General features: G+C 61.1%; 13 protein-coding genes, 1 tRNA gene and 2 riboswitches. Of the genes, 7 read left to right on the top strand and 7 right to left on the bottom strand.

Annotation, left to right across the window (positions count from 1 at the left end):
- Window positions 1–5: 5 nt before the first annotated feature.
- The 5 genes from gcvP to FQ705_RS20040 form a co-directional block, all read right to left on the bottom strand.
- The gene (gene gcvP, locus FQ705_RS20060; protein WP_144143798.1) at window positions 6–2,942 is read right to left on the bottom strand and encodes an aminomethyl-transferring glycine dehydrogenase; all 2,937 of its coding nucleotides are present in this window, start codon (window positions 2,940–2,942) and stop codon (window positions 6–8) included.
- Window positions 2,943–3,010: 68 nt separating this feature from the next.
- Complete coding sequence (gcvH, locus tag FQ705_RS20055; RefSeq protein WP_144143797.1) at window positions 3,011–3,391, bottom strand: glycine cleavage system protein GcvH; 381 nt, start codon at window positions 3,389–3,391, stop codon at window positions 3,011–3,013.
- A gap of 64 nt (window positions 3,392–3,455) precedes the next feature.
- Entirely contained in the window at window positions 3,456–4,574 is a 1,119-nt protein-coding gene (gcvT, locus tag FQ705_RS20050; RefSeq protein WP_144143796.1) for a glycine cleavage system aminomethyltransferase GcvT, read from the bottom strand.
- 80 nt (window positions 4,575–4,654) lie between these two features.
- Window positions 4,655–4,799, bottom strand: a riboswitch (glycine riboswitch).
- A gap of 22 nt (window positions 4,800–4,821) precedes the next feature.
- Window positions 4,822–4,923, bottom strand: a riboswitch (glycine riboswitch).
- A gap of 150 nt (window positions 4,924–5,073) precedes the next feature.
- On the bottom strand, window positions 5,074–5,424 hold the full coding sequence (locus FQ705_RS20045) for a hypothetical protein (protein ID WP_144143795.1): 351 nt from the start codon (window positions 5,422–5,424) through the stop codon (window positions 5,074–5,076).
- A 200-nt stretch (window positions 5,425–5,624) separates the two neighbouring features.
- Window positions 5,625–6,674, bottom strand: a complete 1,050-nt coding sequence (locus tag FQ705_RS20040) for an oxidoreductase (RefSeq protein WP_144143794.1) — start codon at window positions 6,672–6,674, stop codon at window positions 5,625–5,627.
- A 297-nt stretch (window positions 6,675–6,971) separates the two neighbouring features.
- Here FQ705_RS20040 and FQ705_RS20035 point away from each other — a divergent pair, with 297 nt between their 5' ends.
- A complete protein-coding gene (locus tag FQ705_RS20035; RefSeq protein WP_144143793.1) occupies window positions 6,972–9,062 on the top strand; it encodes a UvrD-helicase domain-containing protein in 2,091 nt (696 codons plus the stop codon).
- A gap of 171 nt (window positions 9,063–9,233) precedes the next feature.
- Window positions 9,234–9,815 carry a hypothetical protein gene (locus FQ705_RS20030; RefSeq protein ID WP_144143792.1) on the top strand — a complete coding sequence of 194 codons (582 nt, stop codon included), beginning with the start codon at window positions 9,234–9,236 and terminating at the stop codon, window positions 9,813–9,815.
- 97 nt (window positions 9,816–9,912) lie between these two features.
- On the opposite strand, the gene FQ705_RS20025 is transcribed toward FQ705_RS20030, so the two are convergent.
- Entirely contained in the window at window positions 9,913–10,812 is a 900-nt protein-coding gene (locus tag FQ705_RS20025; protein WP_144143791.1) for a c-type cytochrome, read from the bottom strand.
- A 274-nt stretch (window positions 10,813–11,086) separates the two neighbouring features.
- Here FQ705_RS20025 and FQ705_RS20020 point away from each other — a divergent pair.
- Window positions 11,087–11,162: transfer RNA gene (locus FQ705_RS20020), tRNA-Arg, on the top strand.
- Window positions 11,163–11,270: 108 nt separating this feature from the next.
- On the opposite strand, the gene FQ705_RS20015 is transcribed toward FQ705_RS20020, so the two are convergent.
- Window positions 11,271–13,208 (bottom strand): ATP-binding protein, encoded by a 1,938-nt coding sequence (locus tag FQ705_RS20015; protein ID WP_144143790.1) that lies wholly within the window; start codon window positions 13,206–13,208, stop codon window positions 11,271–11,273.
- 350 nt (window positions 13,209–13,558) lie between these two features.
- Between FQ705_RS20015 and FQ705_RS20010 the strand changes: the two genes are divergently transcribed.
- The 4 genes from FQ705_RS20010 (at window position 13,559) to FQ705_RS19995 (ending at window position 17,612) form a co-directional block, all read left to right on the top strand.
- Window positions 13,559–14,329, top strand: a complete 771-nt coding sequence (locus FQ705_RS20010) for an endonuclease NucS domain-containing protein (RefSeq protein WP_144143789.1) — start codon at window positions 13,559–13,561, stop codon at window positions 14,327–14,329.
- A gap of 415 nt (window positions 14,330–14,744) precedes the next feature.
- Window positions 14,745–15,056, top strand: a complete 312-nt coding sequence (locus FQ705_RS34145) for a helix-turn-helix transcriptional regulator (protein WP_186307925.1) — start codon at window positions 14,745–14,747, stop codon at window positions 15,054–15,056.
- Window positions 15,056–16,171: a hypothetical protein gene (locus tag FQ705_RS20000; protein ID WP_144143787.1), complete on the top strand. Its 1,116-nt coding sequence runs from the start codon at window positions 15,056–15,058 to the stop codon at window positions 16,169–16,171. Before FQ705_RS34145 ends, FQ705_RS20000 begins: the two co-directional genes overlap by 1 nt.
- On the top strand, window positions 16,164–17,612 hold the full coding sequence (locus FQ705_RS19995) for an AAA family ATPase (RefSeq protein WP_144143786.1): 1,449 nt from the start codon (window positions 16,164–16,166) through the stop codon (window positions 17,610–17,612). The genes FQ705_RS20000 and FQ705_RS19995 overlap by 8 nt, the downstream gene beginning before the upstream one ends.
- Window positions 17,613–17,782: the final 170 nt, after the last annotated feature.

The following is a 17,782-nucleotide window of genomic DNA, read 5'->3' as shown; positions in this document are numbered from 1 at the left end:
GGCTCTTACTCGTAGTCGGCGATCGGCACGCAGGAGCAGAACAGATTGCGGTCGCCGTACACGTTGTCCGCGCGGCCAACCGGCGGCCAGTACTTCTTCGCGATCAAGGTGGGCAGCGGATACGCGGCGGTTTCGCGCGCATACGCATGCTTCCAGTCGTTGGCGATTACGACCGCCGCCGTGTGGGGCGCGTGCTTCAGCGGATTGTCTTCGCGGTCCGAGCGGCCTTCTTCCACTGCGCGGATTTCTTCGCGGATCGCAATCATGGCCTCGATGAAACGGTCGAGTTCTTCCTTCGATTCCGATTCGGTCGGCTCGACCATCAGCGTGCCCGGCACCGGGAAGCTCATGGTCGGCGCGTGGAAGCCGTAGTCGGCGAGGCGCTTGGCGACGTCGTCCACGGTGATGCCGCTTGTGTCCTTGATCGGACGCAGATCGAGAATGCACTCGTGCGCGACCAGTCCGCCCGGGCCCGAATAGAGCACCGGATAATGCGGCGCGAGTTTGTTCGCGACGTAGTTCGCGTTGAGGATCGCGGTTTCGGTTGCGGCGGTGAGGTTCTTCGCGCCCATCATCGCGATGTACATCCACGAGATCGGCAGAATCGACGCCGAACCGAACGGCGCGCCCGACACAGCGCCGATACCGTTCGGCGCGCGTTCATAGCCCGACGAAATCTGGTTCGGCAGGAACTGTGCGAGATGTGCACCGACTGCAACCGGACCGACGCCCGGTCCGCCGCCGCCGTGCGGAATACAGAAGGTCTTGTGCAGGTTCAGGTGTGAGACGTCGCCGCCGAACTGGCCCGGCGCGGTCAGGCCGACCATTGCGTTCATGTTCGCGCCGTCCACGTAGACCTGGCCGCCATGCGCATGCACGATCTCGCAGATTTCACGGACGTTCTGTTCGAACACGCCGTGTGTGGACGGATACGTGATCATGATCGCCGCGAGTTTGTCGGCGTGTTGACCGGCCTTCTTCTTCAGGTCTTCGATATCGACGTTGCCTTGCACGTCGCAAGCCACCACGACTACCTGCATGCCGGCCATTTGCGCCGAAGCCGGGTTCGTGCCGTGTGCCGAAGCGGGAATCAGGCAGACATTGCGATGCGCTTCACCGCGCGAGGCGTGATAAGCGTGGATGATCAGCAGACCCGCGTACTCGCCTTGCGAGCCGGCATTCGGTTGTAGCGAGATTGCCGCGTAACCCGTCGCCGCGACCAGCATCTCTTCGAGCTGATCGATCATTTCGCGGTAGCCGACGGTTTGCTCAGCCGGTGCGAACGGATGGATCTGACCGAATTCGGGCCACGTGACCGGCAGCATTTCCGACGTCGCGTTCAGCTTCATCGTGCAGGAGCCGAGCGGGATCATCGAACGATCGAGCGCGAGGTCCTTGTCCGACAGGCTGCGCAAATAGCGCAGCATTTCCGTTTCCGAATGATGACGGTTGAACACGTGGTGCGTCAGATACGCGCTGGTGCGTTCGAGCGCGGCCGGCACCGAAGCGCTGTCCGATGCAGCCATCGCGGCGTCGAGCGCGTCGACTTGCGGCACGTCCTTCGCGCCGGCGGCTTCGGCGAATACGGCGAGCAGATCGGCGAGGTCGCGGCGCGTGGTGGTTTCGTCGACCGATAGACCCACTTGCGTGTCGCTCACACGGCGCAGGTTGATGCGCTTCGCGTTTGCGGCGTCGTGCAGCGCTTGCGTTTGCGCGCCGCTATTGAACGTGAGCGTGTCGAAGAAGCTTTCGTTGGCGAGCGTGTAGCCCAGTTGCTTCGCGCCTTCGGCGAGCAAGGCGGCGATGCGGTTCACGCGCAGTGCGATCGTCTTCAGACCGCGCGGGCCGTGATACACCGCGTACATGCTGGCCATGATCGCGAGCAGCGCTTGCGCGGTACACACGTTCGAGGTCGCTTTCTCGCGGCGGATATGTTGTTCGCGCGTTTGCAGCGCGAGACGCAGTGCAGGGTTGCCTTGCGCGTCGACAGTCACGCCGACGAGACGGCCCGGCATCTGACGCTTGAATTCGTCGCGCACGGCGAGGTACGCGGCGTGCGGGCCGCCGAAACCGACTGGCACACCAAAGCGCTGCGTGTTGCCGACGGCCACATCCGCGCCCCATTCGCCCGGCGGCGTGAGGACGGTCAGCGCGAGCAGGTCGGCGGCGACCACCACGTGGCCGCCCGCTGCGTGGATCGCTTCGGTGAGCGCGCGGTAGTCGCGCACGTCGCCGTTCACGCCCGGGTATTGCAGCAGCACGCCGAACGCATTCGCGTTCGCCGCTTCCGCAGCCGGGCCCACTTTCACTTCGATGCCGATCGGCGTGGCGCGCGTCTTCACTACTTCGATGGTTTGCGGCAGCACGTCGTCAGCGACGAAGAACACGTTCGACTTCGGCTTGCCGATGCGTTGCAGCAGCGTCATTGCTTCAGCGGCAGCGGTGGCTTCGTCGAGCAGCGACGCGTTCGAGATCGCCAGACCCGTCAGGTCGACGATCATCTGCTGGAAATTCAGCAACGCTTCCAGACGGCCTTGCGAGATTTCCGGCTGGTATGGCGTGTACGCGGTGTACCACGCCGGATTTTCCAGCACGTTACGCAGGATCACCGTCGGCGTGTGCGCGTTGTAATAGCCCTGCCCGATGTACGAGCGGAACACCTGGTTCTTGTCCGCGAGTTCGCGCAGCGCGGCGAGCGCTTCGGCTTCGCTCTTCGGTTGCGTGAAGGCGCCGAGCGGCAGCGTTTCGGTGCGGCGGATCGTCTTCGGAATCACGGCGTCGATCAGCGCGGCGCGCGACGCGAAGCCGAGAGCTTCGAGCATGGCGTGCTGGTCGGCCGAATCCGGGCCGATGTGCCGTTCGGCGAAGGCGTCATGCACTTCGAGCGCGGCGAGCGAGAGAGGAGTGCGGTTCATCAGACGATCCGGGTGTTCGAGCTTCATGGGGTGTTCCTGGCGGTGCGGCCGTCCTTATCGAAAGCCGCACCTGACGGGTTAAACGTAAAGGCGAATCAGGCGCCGATCGACTTCGTGTACGCGTCGGCGTCGATCAGGCGATCTTGCTTGGCGTCGGCGGCCGGCTTGATCTTGAAGAGCCAGCTTTCATACGGCGTGGAGTTGACCGAATCGGGCGTATCGGCGACGGCCGTGTTCGCTTCGATGATTTCGCCCGAGACCGGCGCGTAGATATCGGAAGCGGCTTTCACCGATTCGATCACGGCGACGGTGTCGCCTGCGGTTACGGTCTTGCCCAGTTCCTGGACTTCGAAGAAGACGATATCGCCGAGCGCTTCCTGCGCGTGGTCGGTGATGCCGACCGTCAGCGTGCCGTCTGCCTCGGTGCGGACCCATTCGTGCGATTCGGTATATTTCAGATCGGCCGGGATGCTCATCGGATGCTCCTATGCGGTGGATTCGGTAATGACTTAAAAGGTTCGTGGCGTACGCGCCAGCTGCTTAAACTGCGAGCACTTTGCCGTTGCGCACGAACGGCAGTTTTACCACGCTTGCGGGTACGTTCTTGTCACGAATCTGAACCTGAACGGTGTCGCCCGGCTGCACGCCTTTCGGCACGCGCGCGAAGGCGATCGATTCCTGCATGGTCGGCGAAAACGTGCCGCTGGTGATTTCGCCTTCGCCCTGCGGCGTGACGACTTTCTGATGAGCACGCAGCACGCCTGCCGCCTTGCCGTTTTCCTTCAACAGGATCAGGCCGACGAACGCTTTCTGCGAACCGTCGGCTTCCAGCTTGCCCTTGCCGACGAAGTCGCGCGGCGAGGTGAGGTCGACGGTCCATGCCAGGCCGGCGTCGAGCGGCGAAACGTCGTCGTCCATATCCTGGCCGTACAGGTTCATACCCGCTTCGAGGCGCAGCGTGTCGCGCGCGCCGAGACCGGCCGGGCGCACACCTTGCGCCTGCAGTGCGTTCCACAGGGCGACGACGTGATCCGCTGGGACGATGATCTCGAACCCGTCTTCGCCGGTGTAACCGGTGCGGGCAACGGTCAACTCGCCGAACGGCGTCTCGTCGATACGGGCGGCGTTGAAGGGTTTCAATGCTTCGGTGGCGGCGCGTGCGGCCGGCACGGTTTGCCAGACTTTCTCGCGCGCGTTCGGGCCTTGCACGGCGACGATCGCGTAGTCGCGACGCGGCGTGATGGTCAAGCCGAAGCTGCCTTCTGCGTTGAGCTGGCCGAACCAGGCGATGTCTTTGTCGGCGGTACCGGCGTTGACGACCACGCGGAAGTGATCTTCGCCGAAGTAGTAGACGATCAGATCGTCGATCACGCCGCCATTCGGGTTCAGCAGACAGGAATAGAGCGCGCGGCCCGGCGTTTGCAGCTTGGCGACGTTATTGGCCAGCGCGAATTCGAAGAAGGCGCGCACGCGCTCGCCGGTGAAATCGACGACGCACATGTGCGAGACGTCGAACATGCCGGCGTCGGTGCGTACGGCGCGATGTTCGTCGATCTGCGAGCCGTAATTGACAGGCATGTCCCAGCCGCCGAAGTCGACCATGCGGGCATTGAGCGCACGATGGGTGGCGTTGAGCGGGGTGTGTTTGAGTTCGGTCATGGGGCCTCAGGCGTCTCGCGAAACAAAAAAGGCCATGCGGCGCTACGCCTCGCGGCCTGATGGCTGCGAGCGATGCGTTGCATGGCCCCTCTGTCCTCGATACCTGAGAGATTGCGTTGCCGTGAACACGTTGACGTGTCACGGGGAAACGCGCGCCCCTTCGGTGGGCAGCTTGCCAGAATCTGCGTTGGCAGACGGCTACTGCCGCTCTCCAGAGTGCGAAAAACCGGTGCCGTAAGGCGGGTTTTTCGACGCGGTCGGTCCTTTTGCCTGAGAGTTTGCGGGTGTGCCCCTTCGGCGGCGCGGCCTGCGATTTTCTGCGGCCAGCACGCTCTCCCGACGCGTGCGGCGAATGTACGCGAGGGCCGGGGGCTTGTCAATTAAAGGCCCGCGAGCGGTATGGGCGTTGGCGTAGCGCTCACGCAAGTGTCAAAAAAAGCGCGGGACGTGAGGCCCGCGCTTCGGCTTGTGCTGCTTTTGAGTGCCGGAACCGGCGCGATTATTCGCCGATGGCGTGTGCTGCGTTGTCCAGTTCCTGGTTCAGCACGCGCTGCTCGTCGGCCGACAAACCGCCGCCGTGTTGCGCAGCCATGTCGTGCGCTTCCTGACGGACCACGTCGAGGCGATGATGCAGCGCGCCGCCTTGCGGGGGCGGGTAATAGCCTTGATTGACATGATTGTCGATACGGCGGCTCAGATTATCGATGCGGCCGTCGACCTGATGCAGGCGCTGATCCGCGATCTGCTGCGGATTCGGACGCGGGGCCGGCTGAGGTTGGGGCGCTACCACGCAGGCAGCAAGGGTACTGAGCAATGCACATGCGCTAAGTGCGCGGATGATACGGGGCATGGACTCTCCGGAAGTCATTGTCGTTTTGTGGTGCTACCCGGGTAGCAACGGATCACCATGGGTTCGCGCTGACCCGTCCAGAGCCCTTATTTGTAACGTTATGTTCCTTTCGGGCTTGTCAGGGTATTTCGCCTGCGCGACGGCAAAGGCAATCGGCGCTTTTTGGGTACACAAAGCGTCGCGCCGCGCAGCAAAACAGCTTAACGAACGCGTTCGAACGCCAGCCGGACGCCTTCTTCAGAACTGCGCGCCGCGAGTTCAATAATTGTCATTACGTCGACGGCGTCTTGAGCGCTGACGGGGAATTTCACGCCGCCCTGGATCGCGTCAGCCAGTGCGATATAGAAACCGACGTAATCGCCGTTTTGCGTCGGCACGTTCCGCTCGACTTCCTGATCACCTTCCACCACGCGCAGCACGCCGGCGTCGTTACCGGCGCCGAAGCCTTCGTCACCGGGGCGCAGTCCGGCCTTCAACTGATCTTCCTGCGTATCGAGACCGTACTTCACGTAGCTGCCACGTGTGCCGTGGATCGAAAATCTCGGCGCGACCAGCGCGGTCAACGCGCTCGCGTGCAGCACCGCTTCGAATTCGCTGTAACCCAGCTGAATGTGCACGTAGTCCGGCGCGCTGGCCGCGTCGCGATGCGTACGCACCGTCGCCGAGACGGTTTGCGGGGCGCCGAACAGGGCCAACGCCTGATCGATCAGATGCGGACCGAGGTCGAACAGCAGGCCGCCGCCACGCGAGGCTTCCTCGCGCCAGCGCTGACGCACTTCCGGGCGGAAGCGGTCGAAATGCGATTCGTATTGCGTGACGCGCCCTAAGGTCTGAGCGGCAAGCAGATCGCGCACGGTCAGGAAATCGCCGTCCCAGCGGCGGTTGTGAAACGGCACGAACAGCTTGCCTCGGGCCAGAGCGATGTTGGCGAGCGTGTGGGCGTCCGCGGCGGTGAGCGTGACCGGCTTGTCGACAACCACGTGTTTGCCGGCTTCCAACGTGCGGCGCGCGAGGTCGAAATGGGTGTCGTTCGGCGTCGCGATCACAACGCACTCGACTTCTTCGAGCGCCAGCAGCGCGTCGAGATCGGCGACCACTTTGGCATGCGGATAATCGGCGAGCGCGCGCTCGGGCTGACCCGTGGCGATGGCCGCGACGCTCGCGCGGCCGCAGTGCTCGATCACCGGCGCATGAAAGGTCGCGCCGGCGAAACCGTAACCCATCAATCCAATCTTCAGCGATGCGGACATGCGTGTCTTCCTGCAAGAATGGCGCGCCGCTTTGCCACCGCGGCGACGGCGCGCAACACCGTAATTGTGGCATGTGTTGGAGGAGGATCGACAGCGTGGACTGTGCGGCGGTCGTCTGCGTTCGTCGAAGACATCCGTGTTAACATCGCTCCTCTCGCGCGAACCCTGGCGGGCCAGAACAGCTTCGCAACCGACGAAGCGCCCGTTCCAGCCGCCGGCGCCGCGCAGCATGCCCCCGGGCCCCTGGCCGGCGTTTCGCGCCGCAGCGCCCTCAACCGCATTACCCATCCACAGACGATGTCCGCAGGCCTGAACCCCGCCCAGAATGAAGCGGTCCGTTATCTCGACGGCCCGTGTCTCGTGCTCGCCGGCGCAGGCAGCGGCAAGACGCGCGTGATCACGCAGAAAATCGCGCACCTGATCGAAGCGAAAGGCTTCGAGCCGCGCCATATCGCCGCCGTCACCTTCACGAACAAGGCCGCGCTGGAAATGCGCGAGCGCGTGGGCAAACTGCTCGAAGGCAAGACGCTCACAACACCCGGCAAGGAAGGCCGCAAAGTACCCGTCAACCAGTTGACGGTCTGCACCTTCCACTCGCTCGGCGTGCAGATTCTGCGGCAGGAAGCCGAACATGTCGGCCTGAAGCCGCAGTTCTCGATCATGGATTCGGACGACTGCTTCGGCATGATTCAGGAACAGGTCGGCTCGACGGACAAGGGTTTCATCCGCAAGATCCAGTCGATCATCTCGCTGTGGAAGAACGGCATGATCATGCCGGAACAGGCGATCGCGATTGCCGCGAACGAGGACGAGCATCAGGCCGCGATCGTCTATCGCAACTACGTGGCGACGCTGCACGCGTATCAGGCGGTAGATTTCGACGACCTGATCCGCCTGCCCGCCGAACTGTTCGAAAAGAACGAGCAGGTGCGTGACCGCTGGCAGAACAAGCTGCGCTATTTGCTGATCGACGAGTATCAGGACACCAACGCCTGCCAGTACGAACTGGTGAAACTGCTGGCCGGCAAGCGCGCGGCCTTCACGGCGGTGGGCGACGACGACCAGGCGATCTACGGCTGGCGCGGCGCAACGCTCGAAAATCTCGGCCAGCTCAGCAAGGATTTTCCAAAGCTCCATCTGATCAAGCTGGAGCAGAACTATCGTTCGACGGTGCGCATCCTGACCGCCGCGAACAACGTGATCGCGAACAATCCGAAGCTGTTCGAAAAGAAGCTGTGGTCCGAACACGGCATGGGCGACACGATCACCGTCACGCCTTGCAACGACGAAGAGCACGAAGCCGAGTCCGTGGTGTTCCGGCTGTCCGCGCACAAGTTCGAACGGCGCGCGAATTTCCGCGACTACGCCATTCTGTATCGCGGCAACTTCCAGGCGCGCATCTTCGAACAGGTGCTGCGTCGCGAGCGGATTCCGTACGTGCTCTCGGGCGGCCAGTCGTTCTTCGACAAAGCCGAGATCAAGGACATCTGCGCGTATCTGCGCCTGATCGCCAACGCGAACGACGACCCTGCGTTCATCCGCGCGATCACGACGCCGCGTCGCGGCGTCGGCAATACGACGCTCGAAGCGCTTGGCTCGTTTGCGGGCCAGGCCAAGGTGTCGCTCTTTGACGCGGTGTACATGGGCGGCATCGAAGCACGCTTGTCGCCGCGTCAGATCGAACCGATGCGTGTGTTCTGCGATTTCATGCAGCGTCTCACCGATCGCGCGGAGAAGGATGCCGCCGGTACGCTCCTCGACGAGTTAATGGACGCGATCCACTACGAAGCCTATCTGTACGACGCGTTCGACGAGCGTCAGGCGCAGTCGAAGTGGCAGAACGTGCTGGAGTTCATGGAATGGCTCAAGCGCAAGGGCACCAAGGCTGAACCGGCGGCCGCCGAGAATAGTGAAGCGACGGGCTACGATACCGCCGACGGTCTCGGCGACACCGGCAAGAATCTGCTGGGTTTGATTCAGACAGTAGCGCTGATGTCGATGCTCGAAGGCCGCGAAGAAGATCCGGACGCGGTGCGGCTTTCGACGGTGCACGCGTCGAAGGGACTGGAGTATCCGCACGTTTTTCTGGTGGGCGTCGAGGAGGGCATCATGCCGCACCGAGGCGGCCCCGACGACGAACCGATCGACGATGCGCGCATCGAGGAAGAGCGCCGCCTGATGTACGTGGCGATTACGCGCGCGCAGCGCAGCTTGCATCTGAACTGGTGCAAGAAGCGCAAGCGTGCGAGAGAGACGGTGGTGTGCGAGCCGTCGCGCTTCATCCCCGAAATGCTGCTCGACGACGCCCCGCCGCCGACGCCCGAAGAAGCGCCGATGTCGCCGAAAGATCGGCTCGCGAGTTTGAAGGCGTTGTTGCAGAAGCCTTGATGGGATGAACCGGCGTGGCTGTGAGCCCGGATTCGTGGAGCGCACTCGCGCGCTGAACGCTTGCAAGACCATGCAAGTGGCAGGTGCTTCGCCGGTTCTGTCAGACGATCGCGATAGAGTGGCGCGGCTCGTCGGTTGAAACGCGACGAGGGCTCATTGGAGACCGCTCGTATGACCTCGCTGCAGATCGCGCCCTATCGTCAGGCGCTCGAAACCTATCTCGACGCGAAAGACAATACGCGTGCACAACGCATTGCGGACGCTTTTGCTGCTGACGCGGTGCTGACCATGTCGCTCGCTACATCGAATATCGCGTTTCCTGCGCGCACCGTCGGCGCCGATGCGATTGCGAAGACGCTCGTCACCGATTTCGGCGCTCAGTACACGCGGTGCAGGACCTACTACGTTTGCGATTCGCTCAACGTCGATGAAGGCGTGATCGATGCGCTGCCCTGGTTGGTCGTCATGCGCGAGCCGAAGACTGGCGCGTTACGCGTGGGCCACGGCGTTTATCGATGGACCTTCGACGACACGCCGGTGGTGACCGCTTTTCACATCCACATTGCACGGATGGACGTCGTGCCGGATGTCGACGGCGCGTTGGTCGAGGCGTTGCAAGGGAGTCTGCAGTATCCATGGCTTACGCCGGGTGACTTGCTCGCGCGGTTCACTGCGTTCGCTCGCAGCACGCCGGCGTTGGCGTTTATCGAGGCGTTCAGCCGTCCCGCAGTTGCGCCGGTTGCGTCGGCATAAGCCAGGCGCGTCGCGCAAATAGCCGACAAGCAAAAATCCCTGCCCGCGTTGCCACGGAGCAGGGATTTTTTTAACGCACGCAGCCGGCGCGGAAGGCTTATTTCACTGCGCTGACCATGTAGTCGACGGCAGCCTTCACGTCCGCATCGGAGGCAGTCGAGCCGCCCTTCGGCGGCATCGCGCCCTTGCCATGCAGCGCGTAGTTATAAACCGTGTCCATCGGATCTTTCAGGCGCGGCGCCCACGCGTCCTTGTCGCCGAATTTTGGTGCGTTCAGCACGCCTGCCGCGTGACAAGCCTGGCAAACCTGCTGATACAACGCCTTGCCGGCTTGCGACGCGTCTGCGCTTTGCGTCCCGCCGGCTGCTGGCGCGGCCGCTTGCGGCACGCTCGCCATGGCGGCCATTGCTGCGGCGGCCTGAGCCGCGCCCGCGTCGGACGCGCCTGCCGGCGCGGCAGCGGCAGCACCGGACGCCGCTGCCGCCGCGCCCGCAGCCGGTTGCGCCGGCTCAGGGAAGCTCGCGCCGGAATTGTTCGCCATATACACCACCGCGCGGGCGATTTCGAAGTCGCTGTAGTCGTCCGGGCTGGTGCCGCCGCGCGGAGGCATCGCGCCCTTGCCGGAGAGCGCCGTGTGCCACAGCGTGTCGAAGCCTTGCGCGATGCGCGGGGCCCAATCGGCGGTATTGGTGAATTTCGGCGCCCCTGCTGCACCCGAGGCATGACACGCGGAGCAAACCGCCTTGTAGACCTCTTCGCCCGACTTGTAGACCGGTGGCGCGTTGGCGTCGCGAATATCGACCTGCGCGAACGGTTTGATGCGGGCGGTGACTTCGGCGTCGGAGAGAGAGTCGGTGCCGGCGCCGGTACGCGTCGAATTGTCGACGTAGACCGCGAGCAGCACGATGATGACGATCGGCACAGCAAATCCGGCGATGATCGCGGCGATAAGCTGTGCTGGGGTTTTGATCGGGGCTTCGTGTGGTGCTTCGCTCATGCTTGTCTCGTCTCCGTGGGTATGTGAGCGGTACAGCGTGACGGCAACTTCTTGTTCTTTATTAGCCACGGACGATTATAGACGCAAGATTTCGACGGCGGCGAGGGGCGCGAAGGGCTGTTCAGCAGGCGTTTACCCGCATCGGATGAGCTGGGCCGAGCCCGCCGGACCGGGCTAAATCGGCCGTCCGGTGGACGGTTGCGCCGAAACCGGGTATTCTTTCGCTCTCGCTTTGGCGTCGCATCCATTCTGGTTGCCGCGCTGTCGTGTTGAAGCGCCCGTAGCTCAATGGATAGAGTACTGCCCTCCGAAGGCAGGGGTTGCTGGTTCGATCCCAGCCGGGCGCACCAAAAACAGATTAAAAATCAAGCGGTTGCGTAGATGCTCTCGCCGTCTTGTAATTTTGTACGGAAATCATACGGAAAAGCTCCATGCGCCCAGGCCTTGGAGCTTTTTTCTTAGTCCTGGGTTGGTGCGGGCAACGCCAGCAAAACTTGCGAAGCCGTCTGCATTACTTTCGCAGACAAATCCGCCCCCGAGACGTCTTCGTAACGAGCCGGTATGCGCTCTCTGAGGCGAAACAACCGCTGGTGTGCCGATCGGGTGATCTGGCCGTAGGTGACTGCTTGAACTCGACCTCGCAAAACGCCCTCTTCTTTGAGTTCTTTCTCGCGCGTCGTCTTCGCCGCAATCTCGTGCCCGACCACAAAAGCTCTGAACATGGGCGTCCCATCGAGCGCGCCGCTGGCGAGGAAGTCTTGCACATAGCCGTCGGCTTGGGTCATCTCCTGGCGTCCGATCGCAAACTTACCCTTCTTGAGTTCGATGATCAGGACATTTTGGATGCGCGTGAGCGTCGGGTCCGCCGGGTCGAATCCTTCAGTGCCGACGATCGAGCACGTCGCATCGGCCAGCACCACGATGTCGGGGCGCTGTTTGTGATTGATAAACGCCCCGGTGGGCAATCTCTTCTTGAAGATTTTCTCGGCAGACGTTCGTAAGCTGACGTTCGATGAATATTCGCTGCTATCAAATTCCGGCCCGAAGAGCCAGCGCGCTTGCGTGACCAACGGGTGCAGCGTGTGCAGTTCGTCTGTGGCCTCGTCTCCACACAGCTTCTCAATCGCAGCAAGCACGGCCAAGCGGTGGTCGATCTCGTCGAGCACCGACAACGCGTCGCGAACGGTCCATTGACTCAGCAGGCGGTCAAGCCCATCAATGTCTGATTCGTCGAGCTTAGTGAGCTTTTCAAGCAGAGCGGCGCCGCCGCGCGCCTTCTCCAAATTGATCAAGGCCTGAACCGCAGCGGAAAGCACGTCTTGGGAGACCGTGGGCGTCGTTTTCACGAGCTCACGCGCGAAGGTAGCCACCTCAGCGCGACCGAGCTGCGATAGCTCTTTAAACTGCTCGCGATTGCGAATCAGCGCCTCTTCCGAACTTTCCTCCACCAGTGTGGAAGACAGAGACGCAAACACTTTCTGGGCGTATTGTCGAACCGCCGCAAACAGAGCGTCCACGGCCGGCCCATTCGTGAATCGAGCCCAGTCCGGTTCGACCTCCGACATCCAGCCATCACTGGTCTTGACCACTATCGCGTAGCGCTTTGCAAATCGAGCGCGACCGTCGAGGACCGCCTCGGAGCCGACGACCCAACCGGGTGTGCCGACCAGGCGACCATTCACCCAGAATGCAATCCCTTGGTAAATCGTCGATTTGGCAACTCGCGTAGAGTCCACGACGTAGGCCTCGGCTGGCGGATACCCTACGATTGAAAGATCCATTCGCTCGATCAGCCCCATTTGATCCGCCAACTCGACAGACTGACCGTTGACCCGTACGACGAATTGCGGATCGTGTAGGAAGCGGGCGGACAGAATCTCGCGAATCCGGTCGGGGTCGGGCAGATGCCGCTCGACGATCACTGAGAGCCTCGTTCCGTGCCCCGCTCGCAAAAAGGCGCCTTCCTTTTCGATCTTAAAAGGTGACTCCTGACCTTGCGTGCCGATGTCAAAGCTCGCACCCTTATCCTCGCGCCAGGTTTCGACCGAATATTGATCGGCGAAGCACAACAAGCCATGACGCCCGACGCCATTGTGCCCATAGGCCCGTCGCCGCCATCCCTTCCGTTCTGGCGGGAACTCCACGTTTGAGCTTTGATGCTTGGTCCGGTCGTAACCGAGTTTCATCCACCGGGCCTTGAACTGGGCAACCGTCATACCGTGGCCATCGTCTTGCACTTTCAAAACGAGGCTATGCGTGGGCGGAATGATGAGATCGACCAGCGATGCTCCCGCATCCCAAGCGTTAGCCACTAACTCGGTGAGCGCAATCTCCGGGTCGTGGGCGATATGACCCAGGGTGCGGACTAGGTAGTTCTCTTCGAAGAGCGACCCCATCGAGTCGTCCGCTTTCCGCTTCGGTCTTGCCATTTCACCACCGCAATTTATCTGTTGCTCTTGTTCGTGGGTTTGGCCAGCGTTTAGCCTTGTCCACTCGCTGCCACAGTGAATGATGCATCCTCGTTTCGCTGGATGCCCAATCGGCCCAACGCCGCCTACGACCGCGTGATTATCGCGCAATTCCCAGAAACGCCGTCGTCGCGCCGGGCCTTGATCAGCAGCACCTAGGCCATCCAGGACAGCGCCCTTCGCGCGCATCAGGTTGTTCACTCCGGGCCGGGCACAGTTCGCTAAACTTACCTAGCCAACAACGGAGGCCTCGGCCTCGCCGAGAAGAGAGACCGCCCATGGAACGACAGAGCCCGAAGCGCTATTTGATTGTCGAGGCCACGCCCGATGGTGGCGTGCAAGTGCACGAAATGAAGAAGTGGTGCCGGCTGCACCCCGAGCAAATGCCACCCGGGATGTCTGCGGCGGCCAGCGGCGGCGACAACTCGCAGGGGCTGCGCCGAGGCTTCGAGAAAATGGGGTGGAGCGTGGTCGAAACGCTGACTGAGGTGCGCATCCAGCGCCCGGGCGAAGCGGGGCAGGCCGAAGAGCTCTTGGGCGATTTGAACGACGACGCCGAAGTGTTGTCCGAATCCAGTGACGACTCCGAGTCGCTCGCCGACACCGTCTTTCACCTGGAACGACAGTTGCAAGAGTTCATCGCCGACAACCTCGGATCGATTCCGGTCAACGGCAAGCGCCTGCACCTCTATTCGGACGGTGTGTCGAGTGGCCGCGAATATCCTACGAGCAGTGGCCGACGGATCGACATTCTGGCCGTCGATGACGACGGCAATTTCGTGGTCTTCGAGTTAAAGCGCGGCGAGGCGCCAGACAAAGCCATTGGCCAGATCGCGAGCTATATGGGTTGGGTGTCGCTGAACCTCGCGCACGGCAAGGCGGTGAGCGGTGTCATCGTCGCGCGCTCGATCAACGAGAGTTTGCGCGAAGCGATCGCCGTCGTGCCGCATGTCTCGCTCTTCGAATATAAACTCCGATTCGACCTCAACGCGATTGGTGTGGCCGAGGCTGCTCTGCCCAAGGAACCCGCCGCGCCAGCGGTGCGCTAGGCGGCGCCCTGACGTTGTTGCCCAGTTCAGCTCCAGGGACCGAATCCCCTGCAGACGGTGTAGCGCAAAATTTTGATTGATTTTTCGTGCATCCGATGATCCAATAGCGTCCACTGTAGAGTGTGTGACATAACTCACCTACAGCAGTTTGACCTGATGCTCCAGCAGCGGACTGACCGCGATGGCGCGTCCTCCAAAAGACGTAGCCTTACCTACGTTGTGAATGTCCCTACGAGGGACATTCCATATAAGCCCGTCACGGGTAATACACAGAAACCCCCAGTTCAGGCGCAACCGTTTCGATCAACGCATCGAGGGTTCCGCTCTGCCTAATCGCGCCGTGTTTTTTCCCGCGCGAACTTCACTTTCGAATATCTACTGTTCAACGATTCCGCAAAGGCGGAAAGGAGTGGGCGTGAATCACGTATCTTCAGGGCTGTCTGCTGCCCGATTGAAAGCAGAAGCTGATGTTGTATCAGTTAGTAACCCTATTGATTTCTGTTGCGATCGACTTATCGACATCAAAGAGCTGATCAAGCTTACCGGGGATAGTCGCAGCGGTGCGTATGAGAAAATGAATCGGGCATCCAACGCCTATGACGCGGCTCACCCCGTTGGCGTTCGGTTAGGACGGAAGTCGGTACGCTACCGGCTCAGTGAGGTTTTGGCCTATATCGCGTCGCGCCCTCGCGTTCGTGGCATTCCTAGCGAAAAGGCGGTGGTGTGATGAACAACACTTCCTACGCGAACGATGCGCTTAGCCCGAGCAAGCATGATGTTTGCATCCAGCAAGCAGGCATTGACTACGGCATCGCCCATTGCCTTGACGGCACCACGTATTCGTTTGTGGACGATTACCCCCGAAAGCTGCGTGCGGCGGTCAAGCTTACTGCGCAGATTTTCAATGGACGTCGCATGTTCTTGAGCGAACAGGAACTGGATAATCAAATCGGTCGCCTGAAGGTGTGCCGAGACCTTCCGAGTCCCGACTGTGACCTTGCTCCCGTCATTGACGTCCTGCTGCGCAACTTGCTGCCGAGCCGTTTCAACCAGCTTGTTGGCACAATGGCCGACTGCAGGGAAATGGACTTGTCTATCCGCGACCTGTTCGAACGGGTTCGCGATCAAGGGGAGCGCACCCAAGCTATAGCGCGCGCAATCCAGTGGCAACGCAGGAGCGATGCCGATTCGATGACAGCCAAGCATACCGTCGAAGCCGCTTTTTCCGGTAACGAGCCGGTGTTCGCGCACAAGGTGGCACTTTTGCGTAAGACTTTCGTCCCGGCAAACGAGGCGGCCGCGTATTCGCTACACGAGCGCGCGAAGGGTAACGAACGTCTGTTGCAACAGGAAATGTCGGGTGAAAAGGTGCCTCACAAGCCCGACATACTGCATCGGCCCCATATCGCCTTGATCGAGAACGACATGCATACCCTGCAAGCTGGTCTCGACTCCGCGGTATCCGTCAAGGATCTGCTTCGAGGTGGTGTCATCACGGTCAATTTCTCGCGAGTCCATGGCTTATATCTCGGTGCGGTTTTTCTGGTCGATAGCCGTAGGATCACTGCATTGAAAGACCTCGCAGACGAGGTACACCGCCTGTGGGACGAGGTGACGGATGGCGATGGACATACCCACCATTGGAGAGAGCCGCAATGCTCGTGGTGCGGCTTGATCGAACCTAACGACATCGCAAAAAAGGCCTCGCTCCTGCTCGAACTTGAGTGCCGCGCCTTGCGCGAAAAGTATGTCCGGGCAAAGGGGGCCGAAGTGCTGCCTACCTTCACGCCCATTCTGTCTGCCATGGTAGGCGCCCAGCGTGGGGAGGATCATTATGCATAACGCTAACTCTTCGCCAAAGCGCAACGGCCCCATCATCGAACATGCCTCCGACATTGCGCTCCTGGCAATCGAGTGGCTTTGGAAATTCTGGCTTGCCATCGGCAAACTGCACCTGCTGGTCGGCGAGCCGGGTTCCGGCAAAACGACCTTGCTGGCCGATCTGCTCGCGGCGTTCTCCACAGGCGGGTTGCTTCCCGATGGCACTCGTGCGCCTAAAGTGTTTTGCCTGTACTGGACGAGCGAAGACAGCATTCAGGAAACGGTCATGGGTCGCCTCATTGCCGCAGGTGCCAACCTGGAAAATGTCCTGGTTTTGCGTGGCATGGCAGAGCATGGCAAGAAACGATATTTCCGCCCCTCGGACATGCCTGAGCTGGTCAGCGAAATCAAGCGATTGCGCGCCGATGGGATCGATGTTCGCGTCATCGCTATCGACCCGCTGCCATCGGGTTCCGGCAACACGAACAATAACGATGCCGTGCGCAAATACCTCGAACCCCTGATCTTGCTGGCCGAACAGGAAGGTCTCGCCATCATCGGTGTGCGCCATCTGGCGAAAGCCTCGTCAAAGAAGAAGTTGGCGGATCGCATCAACGGTAGCGTTGCCTACCTGGCTGTCTCTCGTGTCGTACTGTTCGTCAGCAGGATTGCAGGTACTGGAACGTCTCGGGAGAATCCCGTTCGTGGTGTGCTGGTTCGTGGCAAGTCTAATCTTGGTCCCACCGATGGCGGCCATGCCTTCACGATCGACTCTGTCCGCCTTGAGGCGGAAAATGGCATCGCTGATGCGACTGCTTTGAAGTGGGACACGCAAGATTTGATCGGTGACCCTGAGGCCATTGTCCGCGCTGCCGAGTCCAATACTGCGGCCGTCGAGGATGAGTTGGTGTCTGAAATGGAATTCATCGGTGACCTGCTTCGCGGTGGTCCGGTGCAGGCTAACGAGGCAATCAGCAGTGGGCAGGCCCAGGGCTATACGCCCGAGAACCTGCGCAAGGCACTGGCGGAGCTGGGTGGGAAGTCGATGAAGGAGCCTGGGTACTCGCGTGGCGCATGGTACTGGGTGCTTTCAGTCTCGGATTTTGACAATCTTCGTGACCGTTCGCGTGCTGACCACCAGGAGGATCGCCGTATCCGTCGTCGCGATGAGTCTGATCGTCCGAGAAGCCGCTACCAGGAGCGTGGCTCGCGTGATGAGGGTCGCTATGACGATGACATCCCCAAAGTCGAAAAAGACGGAAAAGACGAAAAACACGACCAAGACGAAAAGTCGGGAGACTCGACCCAGTTTTGGGCAGAAGAGCGCAATCTGCCTGAAGCGGGTGATGGCTCACCCGATGAATCAGCTCCTTTCTGGCTGGACGAGATGAACCTTCCAGACCAGCTTTCGACGCGGGAAACATTCATGACCTACATGAGCCGGGGGGGAGATCGATCATGATCGTTTGACCTTGTTGATGGCGACATAAAAGCCCATGCAAAAAAATCCCATTTCCCTGACGTTGGCTGCGAGCTACGTCGGGGATTTGTCTTGCAGCAGGCTGTTTCCCTGTCCTTGTCATTGCTTTTTATGGAATAGATAAACGAATACCACTATCCAATCGAATATAA

Source organism: Paraburkholderia sp. BCC1884, from assembly GCF_900996225.1.
Taxonomy (GTDB): domain Bacteria; phylum Pseudomonadota; class Gammaproteobacteria; order Burkholderiales; family Burkholderiaceae; genus Paraburkholderia.
This window is presented reverse-complemented; position numbering and strand designations above follow the sequence as displayed.